Genomic DNA, 17,131 nt, shown 5'->3' on the forward strand with positions numbered 1-17,131 from the left:
TTTTTGATTTTTTTATCGTTTGGGTGTTTTTTATTCTAAAAGGCGAGTTTTCACTACTATTCTACCTCCATACACCCTGTAATCGCCCTGAATAAGGAAAAAAGATGAGCTCAATGAGAAGCTACAAAGGTATAAAGCCTGAACTTGGTGAGCGTGTTTACGTTGACCCAACCTCTGTTTTAGTCGGTGATATCCGAATTGGCGATGATTCTAGCATTTGGCCACTGGTAGCAGCGCGAGGTGATGTAAACCACATTCACATTGGTGATCGAACGAATATTCAAGATGGCAGTGTTTTGCATGTCACCCATAAGAACGCCGAAAACCCAAACGGCTACCCATTGATTATTGGTAATGACGTTACGATTGGCCACAAAGTGATGCTGCACGGTTGTGAGATCCACGATCGTGTTTTGGTTGGTATGGGAGCTATTGTTTTAGATGCTGTTGTAATTGAGTCAGAGGTGATGATCGGAGCAGGCAGTTTAGTGCCACCTGGGAAAGTATTAGAAAGTGGCTACTTATATGTTGGAAGCCCAGTAAAACAAGCTCGCCCTCTATCAGAAAAAGAACGAGCTTTCTTGCAAAAGTCTGCCAACAACTATGTGCAGAACAAAAACGACTACTTAAATGAAGTAAAAGACTTGAACTAAAACCCTGTTAACCGATGATGATATGGCCTTCTTCGTTGAAGGCTTCATCTTCTATTAGCTCTTCAGCCATTTCTTCTAGGTCGAATCGGTAATCAGTAAACACTTTAATTGCCGCTTGCTCAGTTTCAATCAGTGAACCACTGAGCTTTTCTAACTTTTGTTTCGTCACAAAGCACTCTATTAGTGCGCCTGATTGTTGCGCCGAAAAGTTTACCGATTGTGATACTTCATCCCATGATTGAATATCTGGGAATAAGATGGATTGATTCATCGCTTATTGACCTTCAAGGTTCTTTCTTAGTTCTCTGAGAATTTGTTTGGCACCAGGACGTAAGCCACGCCAGAGCATAAAGCTTTCCGCAGCCTGCCCAACTAACATTCCAAGACCGTCATACGCATGAGCGGCACCATTCTCTTTTGCCCATAAGTTAAAGCTCGTCACCCCTTTGCCATAAATCATGTCATAGCTTGTACTGTTAGCGGCAAAGATGGAGGATGAAATAGTCGGCAGTTCACCACTAAGAGAAGCGGATGTGGAGTTAATGATGACATCATACTCTTCATCAATACTTGCCATCTCTTTGGCGCGGATAGGACCGTGAGAGACAAACAGCTCTGCAAGCTCCTGTGCTTTACTAAAGGTACGGTTGGTAATGGTTAAAGAGGTCGGCTTTTGATCGAGTAGTGGCTTAATAACACCACGAGCTGCACCACCAGCGCCAATAATTAGGATTCGCGCGCCTTCCAATACAACCTGATGCTGAAGCAAATCTTGCACTAAACCTGCACCATCAGTGTTGTCACCGATGATTTCACCATCGTCTAACTTCTTGAGGGTATTTACCGCGCCTGCTAACTGAGCCCGTTCTGTCAATCGACTAGCAAATTGATAAGCATCTTCTTTAAATGGCATAGTGATGTTGCACCCCTTGCCACCTTCAGCAAAAAACACCTTCGCCGCGTCAATAAAACCATCAACAGGTGCACTTTCTGCGGTATACACCAAAGATTGATTAGTTTGACGAGCAAACAAAGTGTGAATGAATGGCGACTTACTGTGTCCGATAGGATTACCAAACACGGCATAGCGATCGATTTGCTGGGTCATTTCCTTACCTTTGTTCCTTACTTAGATATAGAGAAAACAGGGCCACCTGATTACAGATGACCCTATCACTATCTATCTATATAGAAAAGGAGATTCCGTGCTTACCACTCTCGTGGCGTTAGGTATCGCTCGTAAAGTTCAGCTTCTGGCGATCCCGCTTCTGGCTCGTAGCAGTACTCCCAGCGAGCGAGCGGCGGCATTGACATCAGAATCGACTCAGTACGCCCACCACTTTGTAAACCAAATAAGGTGCCACGGTCATACACTAAGTTGAACTCTACGTAACGGCCGCGACGATATAGTTGGAATTCACGCTCACGCTCACCATACTCGATCTCTTTACGACGAGAAACGATCGGCAAATAAGCCTGGCAATAGCCTTCACCGACTGCTTTGATGTAAGCAAAACACTTATCAAATTCCCACTGGTTTAGATCATCAAAGAACAAACCGCCAACACCGCGAGTTTCATTACGATGTGGTAGGAAGAAGTATTTGTCACACCATGCTTTATGCTCTTGGTAAACATCGTCACCAAATGGTGCACAAAGCTGTTTTGCAGTGTCGTGCCATGATTGGCAATCTTCTTCAAATGGATAGAACGGCGTTAGGTCAAAACCACCACCAAACCACCAAATTGGGTCTTCGCCATCTTTTTCTGCAATAAAGAAGCGGACATTGGCGTGTGAAGTCGGTACATAAGGGTTTTTAGGGTGAATAACCAAAGAAACACCCATCGCTTCAAAACGACGACCCGCTAGCTCTGGACGATGCGCTGTCGCAGATGCTGGCATTTCTTTCCCTTCCACATGCGAGAAGTTCACGCCTCCCTGCTCGAAAACAAGGCCATCACGCATAACACGTGAGCGCCCACCGCCACCAAGACGTTCGCCCGGTTCACGATGCCATGCATCCTCGACAAAGACGGCCTTTCCATCTTCTTGTTCTAACTGCTGACAAATGGAGTCCTGAAGTGACATCAAGAACTGCTTTACGGCGTGCTTATCGATCGCTGACATACGTTATTACCTATTACGTGAAACCTAATGATGGCTGGCTAGCAGGGTTAACCCTGTCTTAATATTTGTGAAGTTTTGGCGTCACGAATCTCGCTGGGTTTATCACGACCGCTGGTCTCGCCACGAAGAATGGCGACCAGCTTATCACCCAACTGCTCTTCGACTTCTTCCGTGGTCATACACGGTGGTAAGCTGGAGAGATTCGCGCTGGTAGAGGTTAACGGCTTTCCGAATGCATTACACATTTTTTGCACCAAAGGATGATCAGTCACACGAACCGCAATTGAATCAAACTGCCCTGAAACCCAGTTGGATACTTTATCGCTCGCTGGCATGATCCAAGTGTATGGGCCTGGCCAAGTGGCATGAACAGTCTGTAATTGTTCTTCAGTCAACTGAGATTCATCAATATAAGGCAAAAGCTGATCATAACTTGCCGCGATTAGAATCAGCCCTTTTTCTACCGGACGCTGCTTGAGCTCTAATAGCTTTTGAATTGCTTCTGGGTTATCTGGATCACATCCGACACCAAAAACCCCTTCTGTTGGATAGGCAATCACTTCGCCTTGCTTGAGTGCGTTGAGCACTTGTTCAAAGTTATCCACCGATTACTTCCTATTTGTTTGACTGTGTTGTTTTCACTAAGTGTACAAATATTCATTCTCAGACACTAAAGCAATTTTTTTATAAAATGTATCAATAGCGCCAACAACAAGACGCAAACGTTTGCTTGAGATAAAAATCCCCGTATAATGCGCACAAATTTATAGCTCACCTAATTTTTGCAGCTTAAAGGAGTTTGAGATGAAAGTCGGTATCATCATGGGTTCTAAATCCGATTGGCCAACCATGAAACTAGCAGCGGACATGCTAGATCAATTTGGCGTGCCTTACGAAACAAAAGTAGTGTCAGCACACCGAACTCCTCAATTACTGGCTGACTACGCCAGTGGCGCAAAAGAACGCGGCATCAAAGTTATCATCGCAGGCGCAGGTGGTGCAGCCCACCTACCAGGTATGGCGGCGGCGTTTACTAGTTTGCCTGTGCTTGGGGTTCCCGTTCAGTCTCGTGCACTGAAAGGTATGGATTCACTGCTTTCTATTGTACAGATGCCAAAGGGAATTGCGGTTGGTACATTGGCGATTGGCGAAGCGGGCGCAGCAAACGCCGGTATCCTAGCAGCGCAAATCCTAGGCACTCATGATGAAAACATCATGGCGAAGGTAGAAGCATTCCGTAATGAGCAAACGGAAACAGTTCTCGCAAATCCAAACCCTGCAGAGGATTAATCAGATGCATGTACTGGTTCTTGGTGCGGGTCAGTTGGCTCGTATGATGTCTCTGGCTGGTGCGCCACTGAATATTCAAATTTCAGCTTACGATGTCAGCAGCGGTGATGTCGTTCACCCTTTAACTCAACAGGTACTTGGCCATGGCTTGGAAAATGCGATTACGCAAGTTGATGTGATTACTGCCGAGTTCGAGCATATTCCACATGACGTGCTCAAAGTTTGCGAAGCGAGCGGCAAGTTCCTACCAAGTACGCAAGCCATCAAAGCAGGTGGTGATCGCCGTATTGAAAAAGCACTGCTTGATGATGCCGGCGTGCGCAACGCGAAATACTACGTCATTGAAACTCGTGAAGACTTTGACCGCGCAATTGAACACGTTGGTATGCCAATGGTTCTGAAAAGTGCATTAGGTGGTTACGATGGTAAAGGCCAATGGCGCTTAAAAGAAGCTTCTCAAGTCGACGACATTTGGACTGAGATGGCAGAGTGCATCGCGGCAACACCAACTCAAGCGATTGTTGCTGAAGAGTTTGTTCCTTTTAACCGCGAAGTATCACTGGTTGGTGCTCGAAGCAAAGATGGCAGTGTGGAAGTGTACCCTCTGGCAGAGAATGTTCACACCAACGGTGTATTGAGTCTTTCTACTGCGATTGATGCGCCAGGGTTACAGGAACAAGCAAAGCAAATGTTCACGGCAGTCGCAGATAGCCTAGATTACGTTGGCGTATTGGCGCTTGAGTTCTTTGATGTCGATGGGGCACTTTTAGTGAATGAGATTGCTCCACGCGTGCACAACTCTGGTCACTGGACACAGCAAGGTGCAGAAACGTGTCAGTTTGAAAACCATCTGCGCGCAGTGTGCGGCTTACCATTAGGCAGTACGAAATTGGTTCGTGAAACCTCAATGATCAATATTCTTGGTGAAGACACACTACCAGAAGCATTGTTATCAATGGATGGTTGCCACATTCATTGGTATGGCAAAGACAAACGTGCAGGTCGCAAGATGGGACACATTAACGTGTGTGGCGACTACCCAGGAGAATTGCACCGTAGGTTGTGCGCTCTGGCAGACATCTTAGACCCAATAGCTTTCCCAGCCGTGCAAGCGTTCGCTAAACAGCCTCAACACTAACGTTTGGCAGCAAAAAAACAAAAAAGGGTCGCACGATGCGACCCTTTTCAATTCCTTTAATTCATTTACCCTTGCTGGGTGTGCTGACACTTACGATTAGCACATTGCAATTTCACACCACTGGCGAGTTTCTTCTCCACCAACAAAGTAAAACCACATTCTTCGCATCGCCCCTTGACCGGAGCAAGGTTCACAGCAAATTTGCATTTAGGGTAGTTATCACACGCGTAGAATGTTTTGCCAAATCGGGTTTTACGCTCAACCAAATGTCCTTTGCTACATTCAGGGCAAGCGTGTTGCTCTTGTGACTGCGCCTCTGGCTCTGGTTGATTAATCGACTCAATATGATGACAAGCCGGGTAATGGCTACAACCAACGAACATACCGTAGCGCCCTTGGCGGAGTACCAACTCATTGCCACACTCAGGACAAGGCACACCCAACTCTTTCACGATGTGACCATCATTGCTGTGTAGCGGTTTAATGTAATCACAGCTTGGATAATGGTTACAGCCGAGAAATGGGCCATGTTTTCCGTGCTTGAGAGTCAGCTCACCACCACATTTTGGACACGGCTCGTGTTCCAAAGCGTGTTCATGGGCAGAGAAAAGGGTGTTGTCGATTTTACTACTCATACTTACCGTTTCGTGAAAACACACAAAAAGACAAGCTCGCGTTTATTCTAGCTAAACTCGAACTTGCCCAGATGGTTAGTGAAGAATCCCTTGTTCCTTGGTGTACAACAGCTCTTCCATTAGCGTGTAAGCGTTTTCGTTGCCAGGCACATTAAACAGCACCATCAGAATGATCCATTTGAGGTCTTCAAGCTCAAACTCACTCGTTTCTAATCCCATCACTCGGTCAATCACCATTTCGCGAGTTTCTGTGGTTAACACATTGATTTGCTCGAGAAACAATAGAAACCCTCGGCATTCCAAATCTAAACGCTGCATCTCTTTCGCTGTGTAGATACGAGTTGATGACGAAGCCATGCAAGTCGAGATTGCAGAAGAGGTGTCACTTTGCTGCAATGCGGCAAGCTCTTCTAACCAGACAAGGGCTTTGTAGATATCTTTTTGTTGGAAGCCTGCACGGAGCAATTCTTCTTCCAACTCGTCTTGTTCGACCTGTAACTCTGCATCGCTATGGATGTAGGTTTCGAATAGATACATCAGTATATCCATCATCATAGCTAGCCCCTCCCCTTTCGAATATAGCCACCTGAAACCGCAACGACATGCCCAGAGAGTTCTAACTCTAAGAGCTGCATCATGACTTCTTGGACAGGTATATTGGTCCTGTTTGCAAGAATATCAACCGGTGTAGCTTCACTTCCTACGTTAGCTAACAGCTGAGGAAATGGCAATTCTTCTTCATCATTTAACGTAGAAAATAAATCGGTACTCTGATTAATAGACCAATCAAGCAAGGACTGTATTTCATCTAAGACATCTTTCGTCTTTTCTACGAGGCAAGCGCCATGACGTATCAACTGGTTTCCACCGCAGGCATTGGGGGCATTGATTGACGCTGGCAGCGCAAATACTTCTCGACCTTGCTCAAGCGCGTAACGAGCTGTAATTAACGAGCCGCTCTTTTTCGCCGCCTCGACGACCAGTACACCAAGCGATAATCCACTAATAATACGATTACGACGCGGGAAGTTTTCTGGACGCGGCTTGGCATTAGGCCGAAACTCAGACACCAAGGCCCCATGTTCAATAACACGTTGCGCTAAACCACGATGACGTGCCGGATAAATATTTTCTAAGCCAGATCCTAGCACCGCAATCGTCTTACCACCCGCTTGCAACGCACCATCATGCGCATGACCATCAATGCCTAAAGCGAGACCACTGGTGACAATAAAATCGTGCTGAACAAACTCTGCAGCAAACTGACGTGCATGCTGTAATCCATCAATACTCGCATTTCGACTGCCAACCATCGCGATTTGTGGCTGAGAGAGACAAGTAGGGTTTCCTTGAACAAAAAGTAGAGGTGGCGGTGCAACGATTTGTTTGAGTTGAGGTGGATAACGCGGGTCAGTCAGTGTCAGGATATGATGATTTGTAGAAGCCTCAAGCCAGCTTAAACAAGCATCGACTTCTTTATCTGTTGAAGCCCAAGCTTGAATTTGCTTAGTTGTTAACCCAAGTTGTTGTAGCTGTTCAGGAGAGAAGTTTACGATGTTACGTGGCGTGTCTCTTGCCAGTAGCTTATTCATTTTGACGCCGCCAATGCCTGGTAAACAACTCAGTTTTAACCAGGCAGCGAGATCATCGTTATTTCGTCGATTCATCGATGGTTAATTCGTCCGCCAACGGTGACACCACCGAAATATCTTGGTTAATGGGTTTAGTACTGTTAGTGATCAGTGCCAAGCTAAAGTACTCATAAGGACGAATGACCAGCAACTCACCAACTTTGCTTTGAGGCAAAGTAATTTTCTTATCAAGCACGCCAAACTCTTTCTTGAACTCATCGCCGTCTTTGTAAACTGGGTGCGCGTCTTCTTTTAAATCAAACACACTGCCTTGCTTCAGATTGTCTGACGTGCCTTTATCAATCACCACGACTTGGTTAGTTGAACTAAAGCGAATACCTTCGATATTACCTAGCAACTTTGCCGAACTGCCTTGTGGCGACGGCAGCGGGTAGAACGTAGTCGTGAAGTCAGTATTCTCAACCGATTGATTTGGCAACGCGATATCGTTACGTAGAATTTCTTGCATCTGCGATGTAAGCTTCAAACCTGAATAATCACTCGAAGCTTCAACGAGCTCGCCTTTGGCAATCAAACGCAGCGCGGTAATCTCTTCGGACACATCGTCACGCGAAAAGGTAGCTACTGGTCGGTAAATAGCCCAACCTGTCGCGGTCTGATTACCATTGATATACAGCACATCTTCTGCAGTCAGATACTTACTGCCTTTGCTGCTACCCATCACTTTTGCTGCACTGTTCAACGCATCTTGATCCAGCAACCGATCCGATTTGAGGTAAGGCATCACCAAACCTTCCGCGACCGTTGGTACCGCTTTCTTTTCCGTGATACGTGCTTTCGGGCTCAGCTTCTTAACCGGTTTTAGGCTCAATACGGGCTGACCGTTAATCCACACCAAAGACAGCTTGTCACCGGGATAAATTAAATGAGGGTTGTCGATTTCCGGGTTTACTTGCCATAAACGAGGCCACAACCACGGGCTATCCAAGTACATGGCCGAAATATCCCATAGCGTATCGCCCTTCACGACTACATATGTTTGTGGCGCATCATCTTTAACAGTCAGTGGGTTTGCATCCACATTTGCTACAGCGTTGAAAGAGAAAAGTAACGGCAACGTAACACTGGCAACGTTGCGGAAAATTCGATTCATGACCCTCGTCCTTGGTCTATTAAGCAGGAACCAGAATGGAAATTGGTGCAAGGATGCTGTCATTTAGGCTATAAAATGTCTAGAATTGAGCCAACAAGGTTTGTGCTGTTTCGGCACAGTTCAATATTTCGAGTGAATATGTCTGTATTACAAGTATTAACATTCCCGGATGATCGCCTGCGCACAGTCGCAAAGCCTGTTGAAGCGGTGACACCTGAGATTCAAAAAATCGTCGATGACATGATTGAAACCATGTACGACGAAGAAGGTATTGGCCTTGCTGCAACGCAGGTTGATATCCACAAACGTATCGTAGTGATTGATATTTCAGAAACTCGCGATGAGCCGATGGTGCTAATCAACCCTGAGATTCTGGAAAAGCGTGGCGAAGATGGCATCGAAGAAGGCTGTCTGTCGGTACCAGGTGCACGCGCACTTGTGCCTCGCGCTGCAGAAGTTACCGTTAAAGCACTGGATCGTGATGGCAAAGAGTTCACCTTTGAAGCCGACGACCTGCTAGCGATTTGTGTTCAACACGAGCTTGATCACCTACAAGGTAAGCTGTTCGTGGATTACCTATCGCCACTGAAACGCAAACGCATTCAGGACAAGCTAGCAAAAATCAAACGCTTTAACGAGAAGCAGCAAAACGCTTAATCTCGAACCATACCAATTAGAAGGAAGTCTACCTTGAGTCAGTCTTTACGAATTGTCTTTGCAGGTACTCCGGATTTCGCCGCCCGTCACTTGGCGGCGTTGTTGTCTTCGGAGCATGAAGTCATCGCGGTTTACACAAACCCAGATCGTCCAGCGGGTCGTGGCAAAAAAATGGCTGCGCCACCGGTAAAACAACTGGCGCTAGAACACAATATCCCGGTTTACCAACCTGAAAGCTTTAAGTCCGACGAAGCCAAACAAGAACTTGCCGATCTGAACGCCGACCTCATGGTTGTCGTGGCGTACGGTATGCTGCTGCCACAAGCGGTTCTTGATACCCCTAAACTGGGTTGTATCAACGTACATGGTTCTATCCTACCTCGTTGGCGTGGTGCGGCTCCAATCCAACGCTCTATTTGGGCGGGCGATGCAGAAACTGGCGTGACCATCATGCAGATGGACATCGGTCTCGACACTGGTGATATGCTGAAGATTGCAACTCTGCCAATCGAAGCGACAGATACCAGCGCTTCAATGTACGAAAAATTGGCTGAGCTTGGCCCAGAAGCCCTGATTGACTGCCTAGCAGACATTGCTGCGGGTAAAGCAGTGCCAGTGAAGCAAGACGATGAGCTCGCGAACTACGCGAAAAAGCTCAGCAAAGAAGAAGCACGCATCAACTGGAACGACGATGCGGCGCACATTGAGCGCTGCGTTCGTGCATTTAACCCATGGCCAATGAGCCACTTTGAGGCGGCAGAAAACAGCATCAAAGTATGGCAAAGCCGTGTGGCAGAGCAAACCAGTGACAAGCCAGCCGGCACCATCGTACAAGCAGATAAAACCGGTATTTATGTTGCGACAGGCAACGGCGTACTGGTGCTAGAGCAACTGCAAGTTCCTGGCAAAAAAGCCATGTCAGTTCAGGATATTCTGAATTCGCGTGCGGCTTGGTTTGAAGTTGGCACTCTGCTGGTTTAAGCCATACTAGGGGTTATTATCCCCAATTATACGAACTTTTAGAGGGCAGAGATGCCCTCCTTTACTTTAAGGTACTCATCATGAATGTTCGCGCTGCGGCTGCTAACGTCCTGTATCTTGTCGTCGACAAGGGCCACTCACTTTCAAGCGCTCTTCCAGCGGCTCAACAAACGGTACGACCTCGTGACCACGCTCTGTTACAAGAGATCTGTTACGGTGCGCTACGTTACCTACCTCGCCTAGAAATGATCGCAAACCAATTGATGGATAAGCCGCTAAAAGGCAAACAACGTGTATTCCATCACCTAATTCTGGTTGGTATTTACCAACTGAGCTTCATGCGCATTCCTGCGCACGCAGCTGTCGGTGAAACGGTTGAAGGCACTAAAGAGCTGAAAGGTCCTCGTCTGCGTGGTTTGATTAACGCTGTATTGCGTAACTACCAGCGCAACCAAGAAGAACTCGACCAAATGGCCGTCAGCAACAACGCTGGCAAGTACGGTCACCCAAGCTGGTTACTAAAACTGCTGCAAGAGGCCTACCCACAGCAATGGGAAAGCATAGTTGAAGCGAACAACCAAAAAGCACCAATGTGGCTCCGTGTAAATCACCAACACCACACTCGAAATGAATACCTTGCGCTGCTCAAAAATGAAAACATTGATAGCACGCCACACACAGAAGCAATGGACGCCATAAAATTGGCCGCGCCATGTGACGTGATGAAGCTACCTGGTTTTGAAAAAGGTTGGGTTTCGGTCCAAGATGCGGCGGCGCAGCTCTCGATCAACTACCTAAAACCACAAGACGGCGAACTGATTTTAGATTGCTGTGCAGCGCCAGGTGGCAAGACGGCGCACATTCTAGAGCGCACGTCAGGCAGTGAAGTGGTCGCGATTGACTGCGACGACACACGCTTGAAACGTGTGCATGAAAACCTGAAGCGTCTCAACCTTCAGGCAAAAGTGGTTTGCGGTGATGCGCGTAATCCACAAGAATGGTGGCAAGGCGAGCAATTTGATCGCATTTTGCTGGATGCCCCATGTTCTGCGACTGGCGTGATTCGTCGTCACCCAGACATCAAATGGCTACGTCGTGCAGACGACATCGCCGCATTAGCAGAGCTGCAAAGTGAAATTTTTGATGCCATGTGGACGCAACTGAAGCCCGGCGGCACAATGGTTTACGCGACTTGTTCAATCACACCGCAAGAAAACGTGGAGCAAGTAAAAGCGTTTTTAGCACGTACCGCGGATGCGCAACTGCTGGATTCTGATCCCGACCAGCCTGGTCGTCAAATTCTACCAGGCGAAGAAGATATGGATGGTTTCTACTACGCAGTGCTAACTAAAACACACGCGTAACAGCATGCTAAATAGGGCGATTGAAGCGATTTCAATCGCCTTTTTCAGATACGAGAAAAGAGTATGAAGATCATTATTCTTGGTGCAGGTCAGGTTGGCGGCACACTGGCAGAAAACCTAGTGGGTGAAAACAACGACATCACCATCGTCGACAATAATGCCGACCGACTGCGTGAATTGCAGGACAAATACGACCTACGTGTGGTCAATGGCCATGCGAGCCATCCAGACGTGCTACACGAAGCTGGCGCGCAAGACGCCGATATGCTCGTCGCAGTAACCAACACTGATGAAACCAACATGGCCGCCTGTCAGGTCGCGTTCACTCTATTCAATACCCCAAACCGCGTTGCGCGTATTCGCTCTCCAGAATACTTGGCAGAAAAAGAAGCCCTGTTTAAATCTGGCGCCATTCCTGTTGATCACCTTATCGCACCAGAAGAACTCGTCACGAGCTACATCGAACGTCTGATCCAATACCCAGGCGCGCTGCAAGTGGTGAGCTTTGCTGAACAGAAAGTCAGCCTAGTGGCGGTGAAAGCCTACTATGGTGGCCCGCTGGTGGGTAATGCGTTGTCTGCTTTGCGTGAGCACATGCCGCACATTGATACCCGTGTGGCGGCGATTTTCCGTCAAGGCCGTCCGATTCGCCCACAAGGTACCACCATCATTGAAGCCGACGATGAAGTGTTCTTCGTCGCCGCAAGCAACCACATTCGCTCAGTGATGAGTGAGCTTCAGCGCCTAGAAAAACCGTACCGCCGCATCATGATTGTTGGCGGGGGTAACATCGGCGCAAGCTTGGCAAAACGCCTAGAGCAAACTTACAGCGTGAAGCTGATTGAGCGTAACTACCAGCGTGCAGAAAAGCTCTCTGAGCAACTAGAAAACACCATCGTGTTCTGCGGTGATGCGGCAGACCAAGAGCTTCTCTCGGAAGAGAACATCGACCAAGTCGACGTCTTCATCGCGCTGACCAACGAAGATGAAACCAACATCATGTCTGCAATGTTGGCAAAACGCATGGGCGCTAAAAAAGTGATGGTGCTGATCCAACGTGGCGCTTATGTAGACCTGGTACAAGGCGGCGTAATTGATGTAGCAATCTCACCTCAGCAAGCCACTATTTCAGCCTTGCTAACGCACGTTCGTCGCGCTGATATCGTAAACGTGTCCTCACTTCGCCGCGGCGCTGCGGAAGCGATTGAAGCCGTCGCTCACGGTGATGAAAGTACATCTAAAGTGGTTGGACGTGCGATTGGAGATATAAAGCTTCCACCTGGGACCACCATTGGTGCTATCGTTCGTGGCGAAGAAGTTCTTATTGCCCACGACCGTACGGTCATCGAACAGGATGACCATGTGGTGATGTTCCTGGTCAACAAAAAATACGTATCAGACGTCGAAGCGCTATTCCAGCCGAGTCCATTCTTCCTCTAGGATTTTCCTATGGTCAACTTACGTCCCGTACTGTTTGTTATCGGGCTAGTTTTATCCAAACTGGCCCTGTTTATGTACGTGCCGACTTTGGTCGCTTTCTTTACCGGTACGGGGGGATTCCTCGATTTCGCCCAAGCCGTTGTGATCACGCACCTTGCCGCCTTCATCTGCCTAACGATAGGTCGAACCGCCAAGTTCAAACTCAGCGTACGCGATATGTTCCTCATCACCAGTTTGGTTTGGACCATCGCGAGTGCGTTTGCCGCCTTGCCATTTGTGTTTATCAACCACATCAGCTTCACCGACGCCTACTTCGAAACGATGTCGGGTATCACCACGACGGGCTCAACGGTGCTCAGTGGCCTAGACAACATGGCGCCGAGCATCTTGCTGTGGCGCTCTATTTTACAATGGCTTGGTGGCATTGGTTTTATCGTGATGGCGGTAGCAGTGTTACCTATGCTGAATGTCGGTGGTATGAAGCTATTCCAAACCGAATCATCAGATTGGTCGGATAAAAGTAGTCCAAGAGCGAAAACGGTCGCCAAAAACATCGTAGCGGTATATTTAATGCTAACGGGCCTATGTATTTTGGGCTACTTGATCACCGGCATGAACCTGTTCGAAGCAATCAACCATGCCTTTACTACGCTATCGACGGGTGGATACTCTACATCTGATGGGTCAATGAACCACTTCTCTAATGGCGCACATTGGGTGGCCACTACCTTTATGTTCTTAGGTGGTTTGCCGTTTTTGCTCTTTATCGCCGCGTTACGTAAACGCCGTATTGATGTGTTGGTTAACGACGCTCAAGTTAGAGGATTTGCGTACCTGTTCGTATTCTCAAGCTTAGTGATTTCAGCTTGGTTAGTGATTCGAGATGGGTACACCATTTTGGATGCCCTGCGAGTGTCGATGTTTAATATTGTCTCTGTCGTCACCACAACTGGCTTTGGCTTAGAAGACTTCACCGCATGGGGCGCATTACCCACCACTCTTTTCGCATTCTTAATGATGGCGGGGGCATGCTCAGGATCAACGTCTGGCGGGATCAAAATCTTCCGCTTCCAAATTGCGATGACGCTGCTAAACAAACAAATGATGAAGTTGATTCACCCTTCAGGGGTGTTTGTACAGCGTTATAACCAGCGACCGGTGAATGATGATATTGTTCGCTCAGTGGTGGCATTTGGCTTGATGTTTTTTATCACCATTATCTTTATCGCAGGTTGTTTAAGTGCTCTTGGCCTCGACCCTGTGACCAGTATTTCTGGCTCAATCACCGCCGTTGCCAATGTTGGCCCTGGTATGGGCAGTGTGATTGGCCCGACAGGCAACTTCGCGCCTCTGCCCGATACTGCCAAATGGCTCTTAAGCTTTGGGATGTTAATGGGCCGCTTGGAAATTCTGACTATTCTTGTACTGTTCTTTCCTGCGTTTTGGCGCCGCTAAGCAGACTCTAATTAAAAGGTATAACAATGAAAACATGGATTACTCTGGCGACCCTACTTGCCGCCTCATCCACATACGCCGCCGAGGTCATCACTTTAGCCGATGGTCGAGAAGTGAAGTTGAACGATGACTTTACCTGGGAATACGTCATGAAAAAACCGGCGCAGCAAGCGACGGAGACACAAACAACAGCAAGCGTAGTTGAAACAATCGCAGCTCCTGCGATTGCGACAATCCCAGTGATAACGAAAACCGTTGGCACGACCGTGGTGGTAAACGCCAAAAAGCCAACCATGCAGCTATCAGATTCAGGTGTGGATGTATTGATTGGTTCAGCAAGCTATCAAAGCGGTGAGCTTATTTTGCCTACATCAATCACTAACCAAAGCTCTCAATCTGTCATTCAAGTGGAAGTTGAGGTGCAAGTGTTTGATATGTCTGGTCAGCAACTGGCAAAAGAAAACGTGACTGTTTGGCAATCCATCAAGCGCATGGCGGATACCTACCTGAGACCTCAGCAAGCGGAGCAAGGTAAGAGCATAAAACTGGCTGTACCGCAATCACAGCAATACCAGTTTTCTGCCAAAGTGCTAGAGGTAAAAACTCGCTAATACGTGTTTAATATTCTTTGTTGAGCCTATCGGCTAGATAGGCTCAACAAAGTAATAAATAGCAAAGAAATGGCACACGCAGCCAGCCAAAACAAAGCCGTGCCAAATCGCATGGTTAAAGGGAATGCGCTTCGCAACGTAGAAAATCACGCCCAGTGAATACACAATTCCACCAGCGGCAAGCAGTGTAAGTCCGCCGACATCCAAGTTGATCGCCAACTGATAAATCACAATCAACGATAACCATCCCATCACCAAATACGTCATCAAAGAAAGCTTTTTAAATCGATAGACGAACGCAACTTTCATGATGATGCCGATCAACGCAATGCTCCAAATAACGATCATCAACCCAAATGCTAGAGGTGTTCTTAAGCTGACTAACAAGAAAGGGGTATAGCTGCCTGCTATCAAAAGATAAATAGCACAGTGGTCGAAGGTTTTTAGCCAACGTTTCGCTTTGGGATGAGGGATCGCATGATAGAGCGTCGAGGCCAAAAATAGCACGATAATACTCGCACCATAAATCGCCATACTGGTAAGCGTTAAAGTGTCAGCTTGATGGTCTATGGCTTTAACTAACAGCAGTATCAAGCCAACAATACCAAAAATCATCCCTATACCGTGGGTGATGGTATTGGCCAGTTCTTCACGTTGACTGTATTGAGGTTTCTGCAGCTCGGACATCAATGCGCCTATACTAGAGTTTGAAATTTGCTCTAGTATGGCACATTAGGCTTACACGTGTAAGCTTAAATTAAGACTCATGAACGGCAGTAGTTTGATCGAGATAATTGAGTACCAGTTCGCCAACTTGATCTGGCTTAGTCGTGGCAGGGATGGTCAGCTCTCGCTTGAGTTTGCCACTACCCAGTAAGCTCGCGAGCATGCCACCTTGCCCCTTGCGTGTGCGGTCAACTTCAAACCACAACTTGAGCTCTTGCTCACTGCGGTGGGCAACAAATTCTAATTCGCGCCACACGCCGTGGTAAGGTCCGTCGGTTGGCACCAGTTCAAACTCTTGCACAAATGGTAGATCGAATCCTTTCACTTCCTCGCATTCCACCTGGCGAATTCGTAAACCTTGCGCTTCAAATGCAGATAGTACCGCATCCATCAGTGGATCAGGTCGGACGGTGAGGATGTCTTTATCAGTCGGATCCAAAGCAGCAGCAACGTCTAAGCCAGTTTCTAACCATACTTTGGCATCACCAATGGTGACAGGCGTGTTCCAAGGCACATCGAGCTTAACATCGAAGGTACGCTCTTCGCCGGAATGGATGGTAAATGCGTAAGGGAGACTCCACTTAGCAAGCACATGAGTTTGAGGTACTCGGCGCATGCTGTGTCCTTCTCGCGCACCACGGTCATCAGGGGCTTCTGCGATGTAGCGGCAACAGAGTTTTAAATCAATGTTGTCGATCGCTTGTTCAGTCGCACCACCATATACATGGATCGACACATCCACACTTTGACCTGGGTATAGCACGTCTTGGTTTAAGATTGAGTCGACCTTCGCGCTCCCAATCCCAAAACTGGCAAGTGTCTTCTTCAAAAATGACATAGGCACCTCCTTCATCGAGATCTCATACTACTACTGCTGATCGTGGGATCAAACAAAAATTGCCTCGAACATCGCGACAAAATGACAAAATCTAAACAATTCAATTGCTCAACTATCGACCAATTATTACAAGGATGCTAATCTTACACTTGATATGCATGCATATCGGTATTCCTGACTCATTAACTGGATTGGCGAGAGCCAGAAGAGTGATTCTTCAATCTTGTTGGAGCCTAGCTCATAATGATTCAGGCCATTACATCGGCAATGGATATGCCTGACAGTTAGGTAAATTAATGCGCCCAACAACAGTCAGGTTCGCACACACTAATACTAGTGCAATGCGCCGCCGCAGTGGCTTTACTACTGCACCAAAGGCAAAGCAAGTTGCGCCAGCAATGACATTGGTTGAGAAGACAGCAATGATGTCGAGTGTTCCGGCCAAAGTTATCAAAGCAGCTTAATCAAAAG

The 17,131-nt window shown here is 47.4% G+C and carries 20 protein-coding genes; 10 read left to right on the top strand and 10 right to left on the bottom strand.

Annotated features, from left to right (window positions below; translation table 11 throughout):
• Positions 1-104: 104 nt before the first annotated feature.
• Positions 105-653 carry a gamma carbonic anhydrase family protein gene (locus tag KJB35_RS16020; RefSeq protein WP_005379096.1) on the top strand — a complete coding sequence of 183 codons (549 nt, stop codon included), beginning with the start codon at positions 105-107 and terminating at the stop codon, positions 651-653.
• A 7-nt stretch (positions 654-660) separates the two neighbouring features.
• Here KJB35_RS16020 and KJB35_RS16025 read toward each other — a convergent pair whose 3' ends face one another.
• The 4 genes from KJB35_RS16025 to KJB35_RS16040 form a co-directional block, all read right to left on the bottom strand.
• Positions 661-924 (bottom strand): DUF1488 domain-containing protein, encoded by a 264-nt coding sequence (locus tag KJB35_RS16025; RefSeq protein ID WP_005379090.1) that lies wholly within the window; start codon positions 922-924, stop codon positions 661-663.
• Between the two features lie 3 nt (positions 925-927).
• On the bottom strand, positions 928-1,761 hold the full coding sequence (aroE, locus tag KJB35_RS16030; protein ID WP_017635616.1) for a shikimate dehydrogenase: 834 nt from the start codon (positions 1,759-1,761) through the stop codon (positions 928-930).
• A gap of 101 nt (positions 1,762-1,862) precedes the next feature.
• Positions 1,863-2,780 carry an oxygen-dependent coproporphyrinogen oxidase gene (gene hemF, locus KJB35_RS16035; protein WP_158157066.1) on the bottom strand — a complete coding sequence of 306 codons (918 nt, stop codon included), beginning with the start codon at positions 2,778-2,780 and terminating at the stop codon, positions 1,863-1,865.
• Positions 2,781-2,827: 47 nt separating this feature from the next.
• A complete protein-coding gene (locus tag KJB35_RS16040) occupies positions 2,828-3,385 on the bottom strand; it encodes an L-threonylcarbamoyladenylate synthase (RefSeq protein WP_033906571.1) in 558 nt (185 codons plus the stop codon).
• 199 nt (positions 3,386-3,584) lie between these two features.
• Here KJB35_RS16040 and purE point away from each other — a divergent pair, with 199 nt between their 5' ends.
• Together purE and KJB35_RS16050 are read left to right on the top strand one after the other, a co-directional pair.
• Entirely contained in the window at positions 3,585-4,070 is a 486-nt protein-coding gene (gene purE, locus KJB35_RS16045; RefSeq protein WP_005379082.1) for a 5-(carboxyamino)imidazole ribonucleotide mutase, read from the top strand.
• Positions 4,071-4,074: 4 nt separating this feature from the next.
• Positions 4,075-5,208 carry a 5-(carboxyamino)imidazole ribonucleotide synthase gene (locus KJB35_RS16050; RefSeq protein ID WP_170890927.1) on the top strand — a complete coding sequence of 378 codons (1,134 nt, stop codon included), beginning with the start codon at positions 4,075-4,077 and terminating at the stop codon, positions 5,206-5,208.
• 65 nt (positions 5,209-5,273) lie between these two features.
• Here the strand turns inward: KJB35_RS16050 and KJB35_RS16055 are convergent, their stop codons facing one another.
• The 4 genes from KJB35_RS16055 to KJB35_RS16070 form a co-directional block, all read right to left on the bottom strand.
• Positions 5,274-5,843 (bottom strand): type I DNA topoisomerase, encoded by a 570-nt coding sequence (locus KJB35_RS16055; protein ID WP_170890926.1) that lies wholly within the window; start codon positions 5,841-5,843, stop codon positions 5,274-5,276.
• Positions 5,844-5,918: 75 nt separating this feature from the next.
• On the bottom strand, positions 5,919-6,398 hold the full coding sequence (locus KJB35_RS16060) for a DUF494 family protein (RefSeq protein ID WP_005379074.1): 480 nt from the start codon (positions 6,396-6,398) through the stop codon (positions 5,919-5,921).
• A gap of 2 nt (positions 6,399-6,400) precedes the next feature.
• Positions 6,401-7,510 carry a DNA-processing protein DprA gene (dprA, locus tag KJB35_RS16065; RefSeq protein ID WP_053350676.1) on the bottom strand — a complete coding sequence of 370 codons (1,110 nt, stop codon included), beginning with the start codon at positions 7,508-7,510 and terminating at the stop codon, positions 6,401-6,403.
• Entirely contained in the window at positions 7,494-8,588 is a 1,095-nt protein-coding gene (locus KJB35_RS16070) for a LysM peptidoglycan-binding domain-containing protein (RefSeq protein ID WP_017635610.1), read from the bottom strand. The genes dprA and KJB35_RS16070 overlap by 17 nt, the downstream gene beginning before the upstream one ends.
• Before the next feature lie 138 nt (positions 8,589-8,726).
• On the opposite strand from KJB35_RS16070, the gene def reads away from it, so the two are divergent.
• The 6 genes from def (at position 8,727) to KJB35_RS16100 (ending at position 15,096) form a co-directional block, all read left to right on the top strand.
• Positions 8,727-9,245, top strand: coding sequence for a peptide deformylase (gene def / locus KJB35_RS16075; protein WP_005379068.1), 519 nt, complete (start codon positions 8,727-8,729; stop codon positions 9,243-9,245).
• A gap of 33 nt (positions 9,246-9,278) precedes the next feature.
• A complete protein-coding gene (fmt, locus tag KJB35_RS16080; protein ID WP_054579447.1) occupies positions 9,279-10,226 on the top strand; it encodes a methionyl-tRNA formyltransferase in 948 nt (315 codons plus the stop codon).
• Between the two features lie 80 nt (positions 10,227-10,306).
• Positions 10,307-11,590, top strand: coding sequence for a 16S rRNA (cytosine(967)-C(5))-methyltransferase RsmB (gene rsmB / locus KJB35_RS16085; protein ID WP_206949716.1), 1,284 nt, complete (start codon positions 10,307-10,309; stop codon positions 11,588-11,590).
• A 63-nt stretch (positions 11,591-11,653) separates the two neighbouring features.
• Positions 11,654-13,030 (top strand): Trk system potassium transporter TrkA, encoded by a 1,377-nt coding sequence (gene trkA / locus KJB35_RS16090; protein ID WP_005379062.1) that lies wholly within the window; start codon positions 11,654-11,656, stop codon positions 13,028-13,030.
• Between the two features lie 9 nt (positions 13,031-13,039).
• On the top strand, positions 13,040-14,485 hold the full coding sequence (locus KJB35_RS16095; protein WP_017821575.1) for a TrkH family potassium uptake protein: 1,446 nt from the start codon (positions 13,040-13,042) through the stop codon (positions 14,483-14,485).
• A gap of 26 nt (positions 14,486-14,511) precedes the next feature.
• On the top strand, positions 14,512-15,096 hold the full coding sequence (locus KJB35_RS16100) for a DUF3157 family protein (protein WP_132937259.1): 585 nt from the start codon (positions 14,512-14,514) through the stop codon (positions 15,094-15,096).
• Positions 15,097-15,129: 33 nt separating this feature from the next.
• On the opposite strand, the gene KJB35_RS16105 is transcribed toward KJB35_RS16100, so the two are convergent.
• Positions 15,130-15,783 carry a hemolysin III family protein gene (locus KJB35_RS16105; protein WP_005379047.1) on the bottom strand — a complete coding sequence of 218 codons (654 nt, stop codon included), beginning with the start codon at positions 15,781-15,783 and terminating at the stop codon, positions 15,130-15,132.
• 70 nt (positions 15,784-15,853) lie between these two features.
• Entirely contained in the window at positions 15,854-16,660 is an 807-nt protein-coding gene (locus tag KJB35_RS16110) for a sporulation protein (protein WP_005379045.1), read from the bottom strand.
• A 296-nt stretch (positions 16,661-16,956) separates the two neighbouring features.
• Between KJB35_RS16110 and KJB35_RS16115 the strand changes: the two genes are divergently transcribed.
• Entirely contained in the window at positions 16,957-17,124 is a 168-nt protein-coding gene (locus KJB35_RS16115; RefSeq protein ID WP_005379043.1) for a hypothetical protein, read from the top strand.
• The last annotated feature ends 7 nt before the right edge of the window (positions 17,125-17,131 follow it).

Origin of the sequence: Vibrio sp. D431a, assembly GCF_030248655.1 — a bacterium.
GTDB lineage: Bacteria > Pseudomonadota > Gammaproteobacteria > Enterobacterales > Vibrionaceae > Vibrio > Vibrio alginolyticus.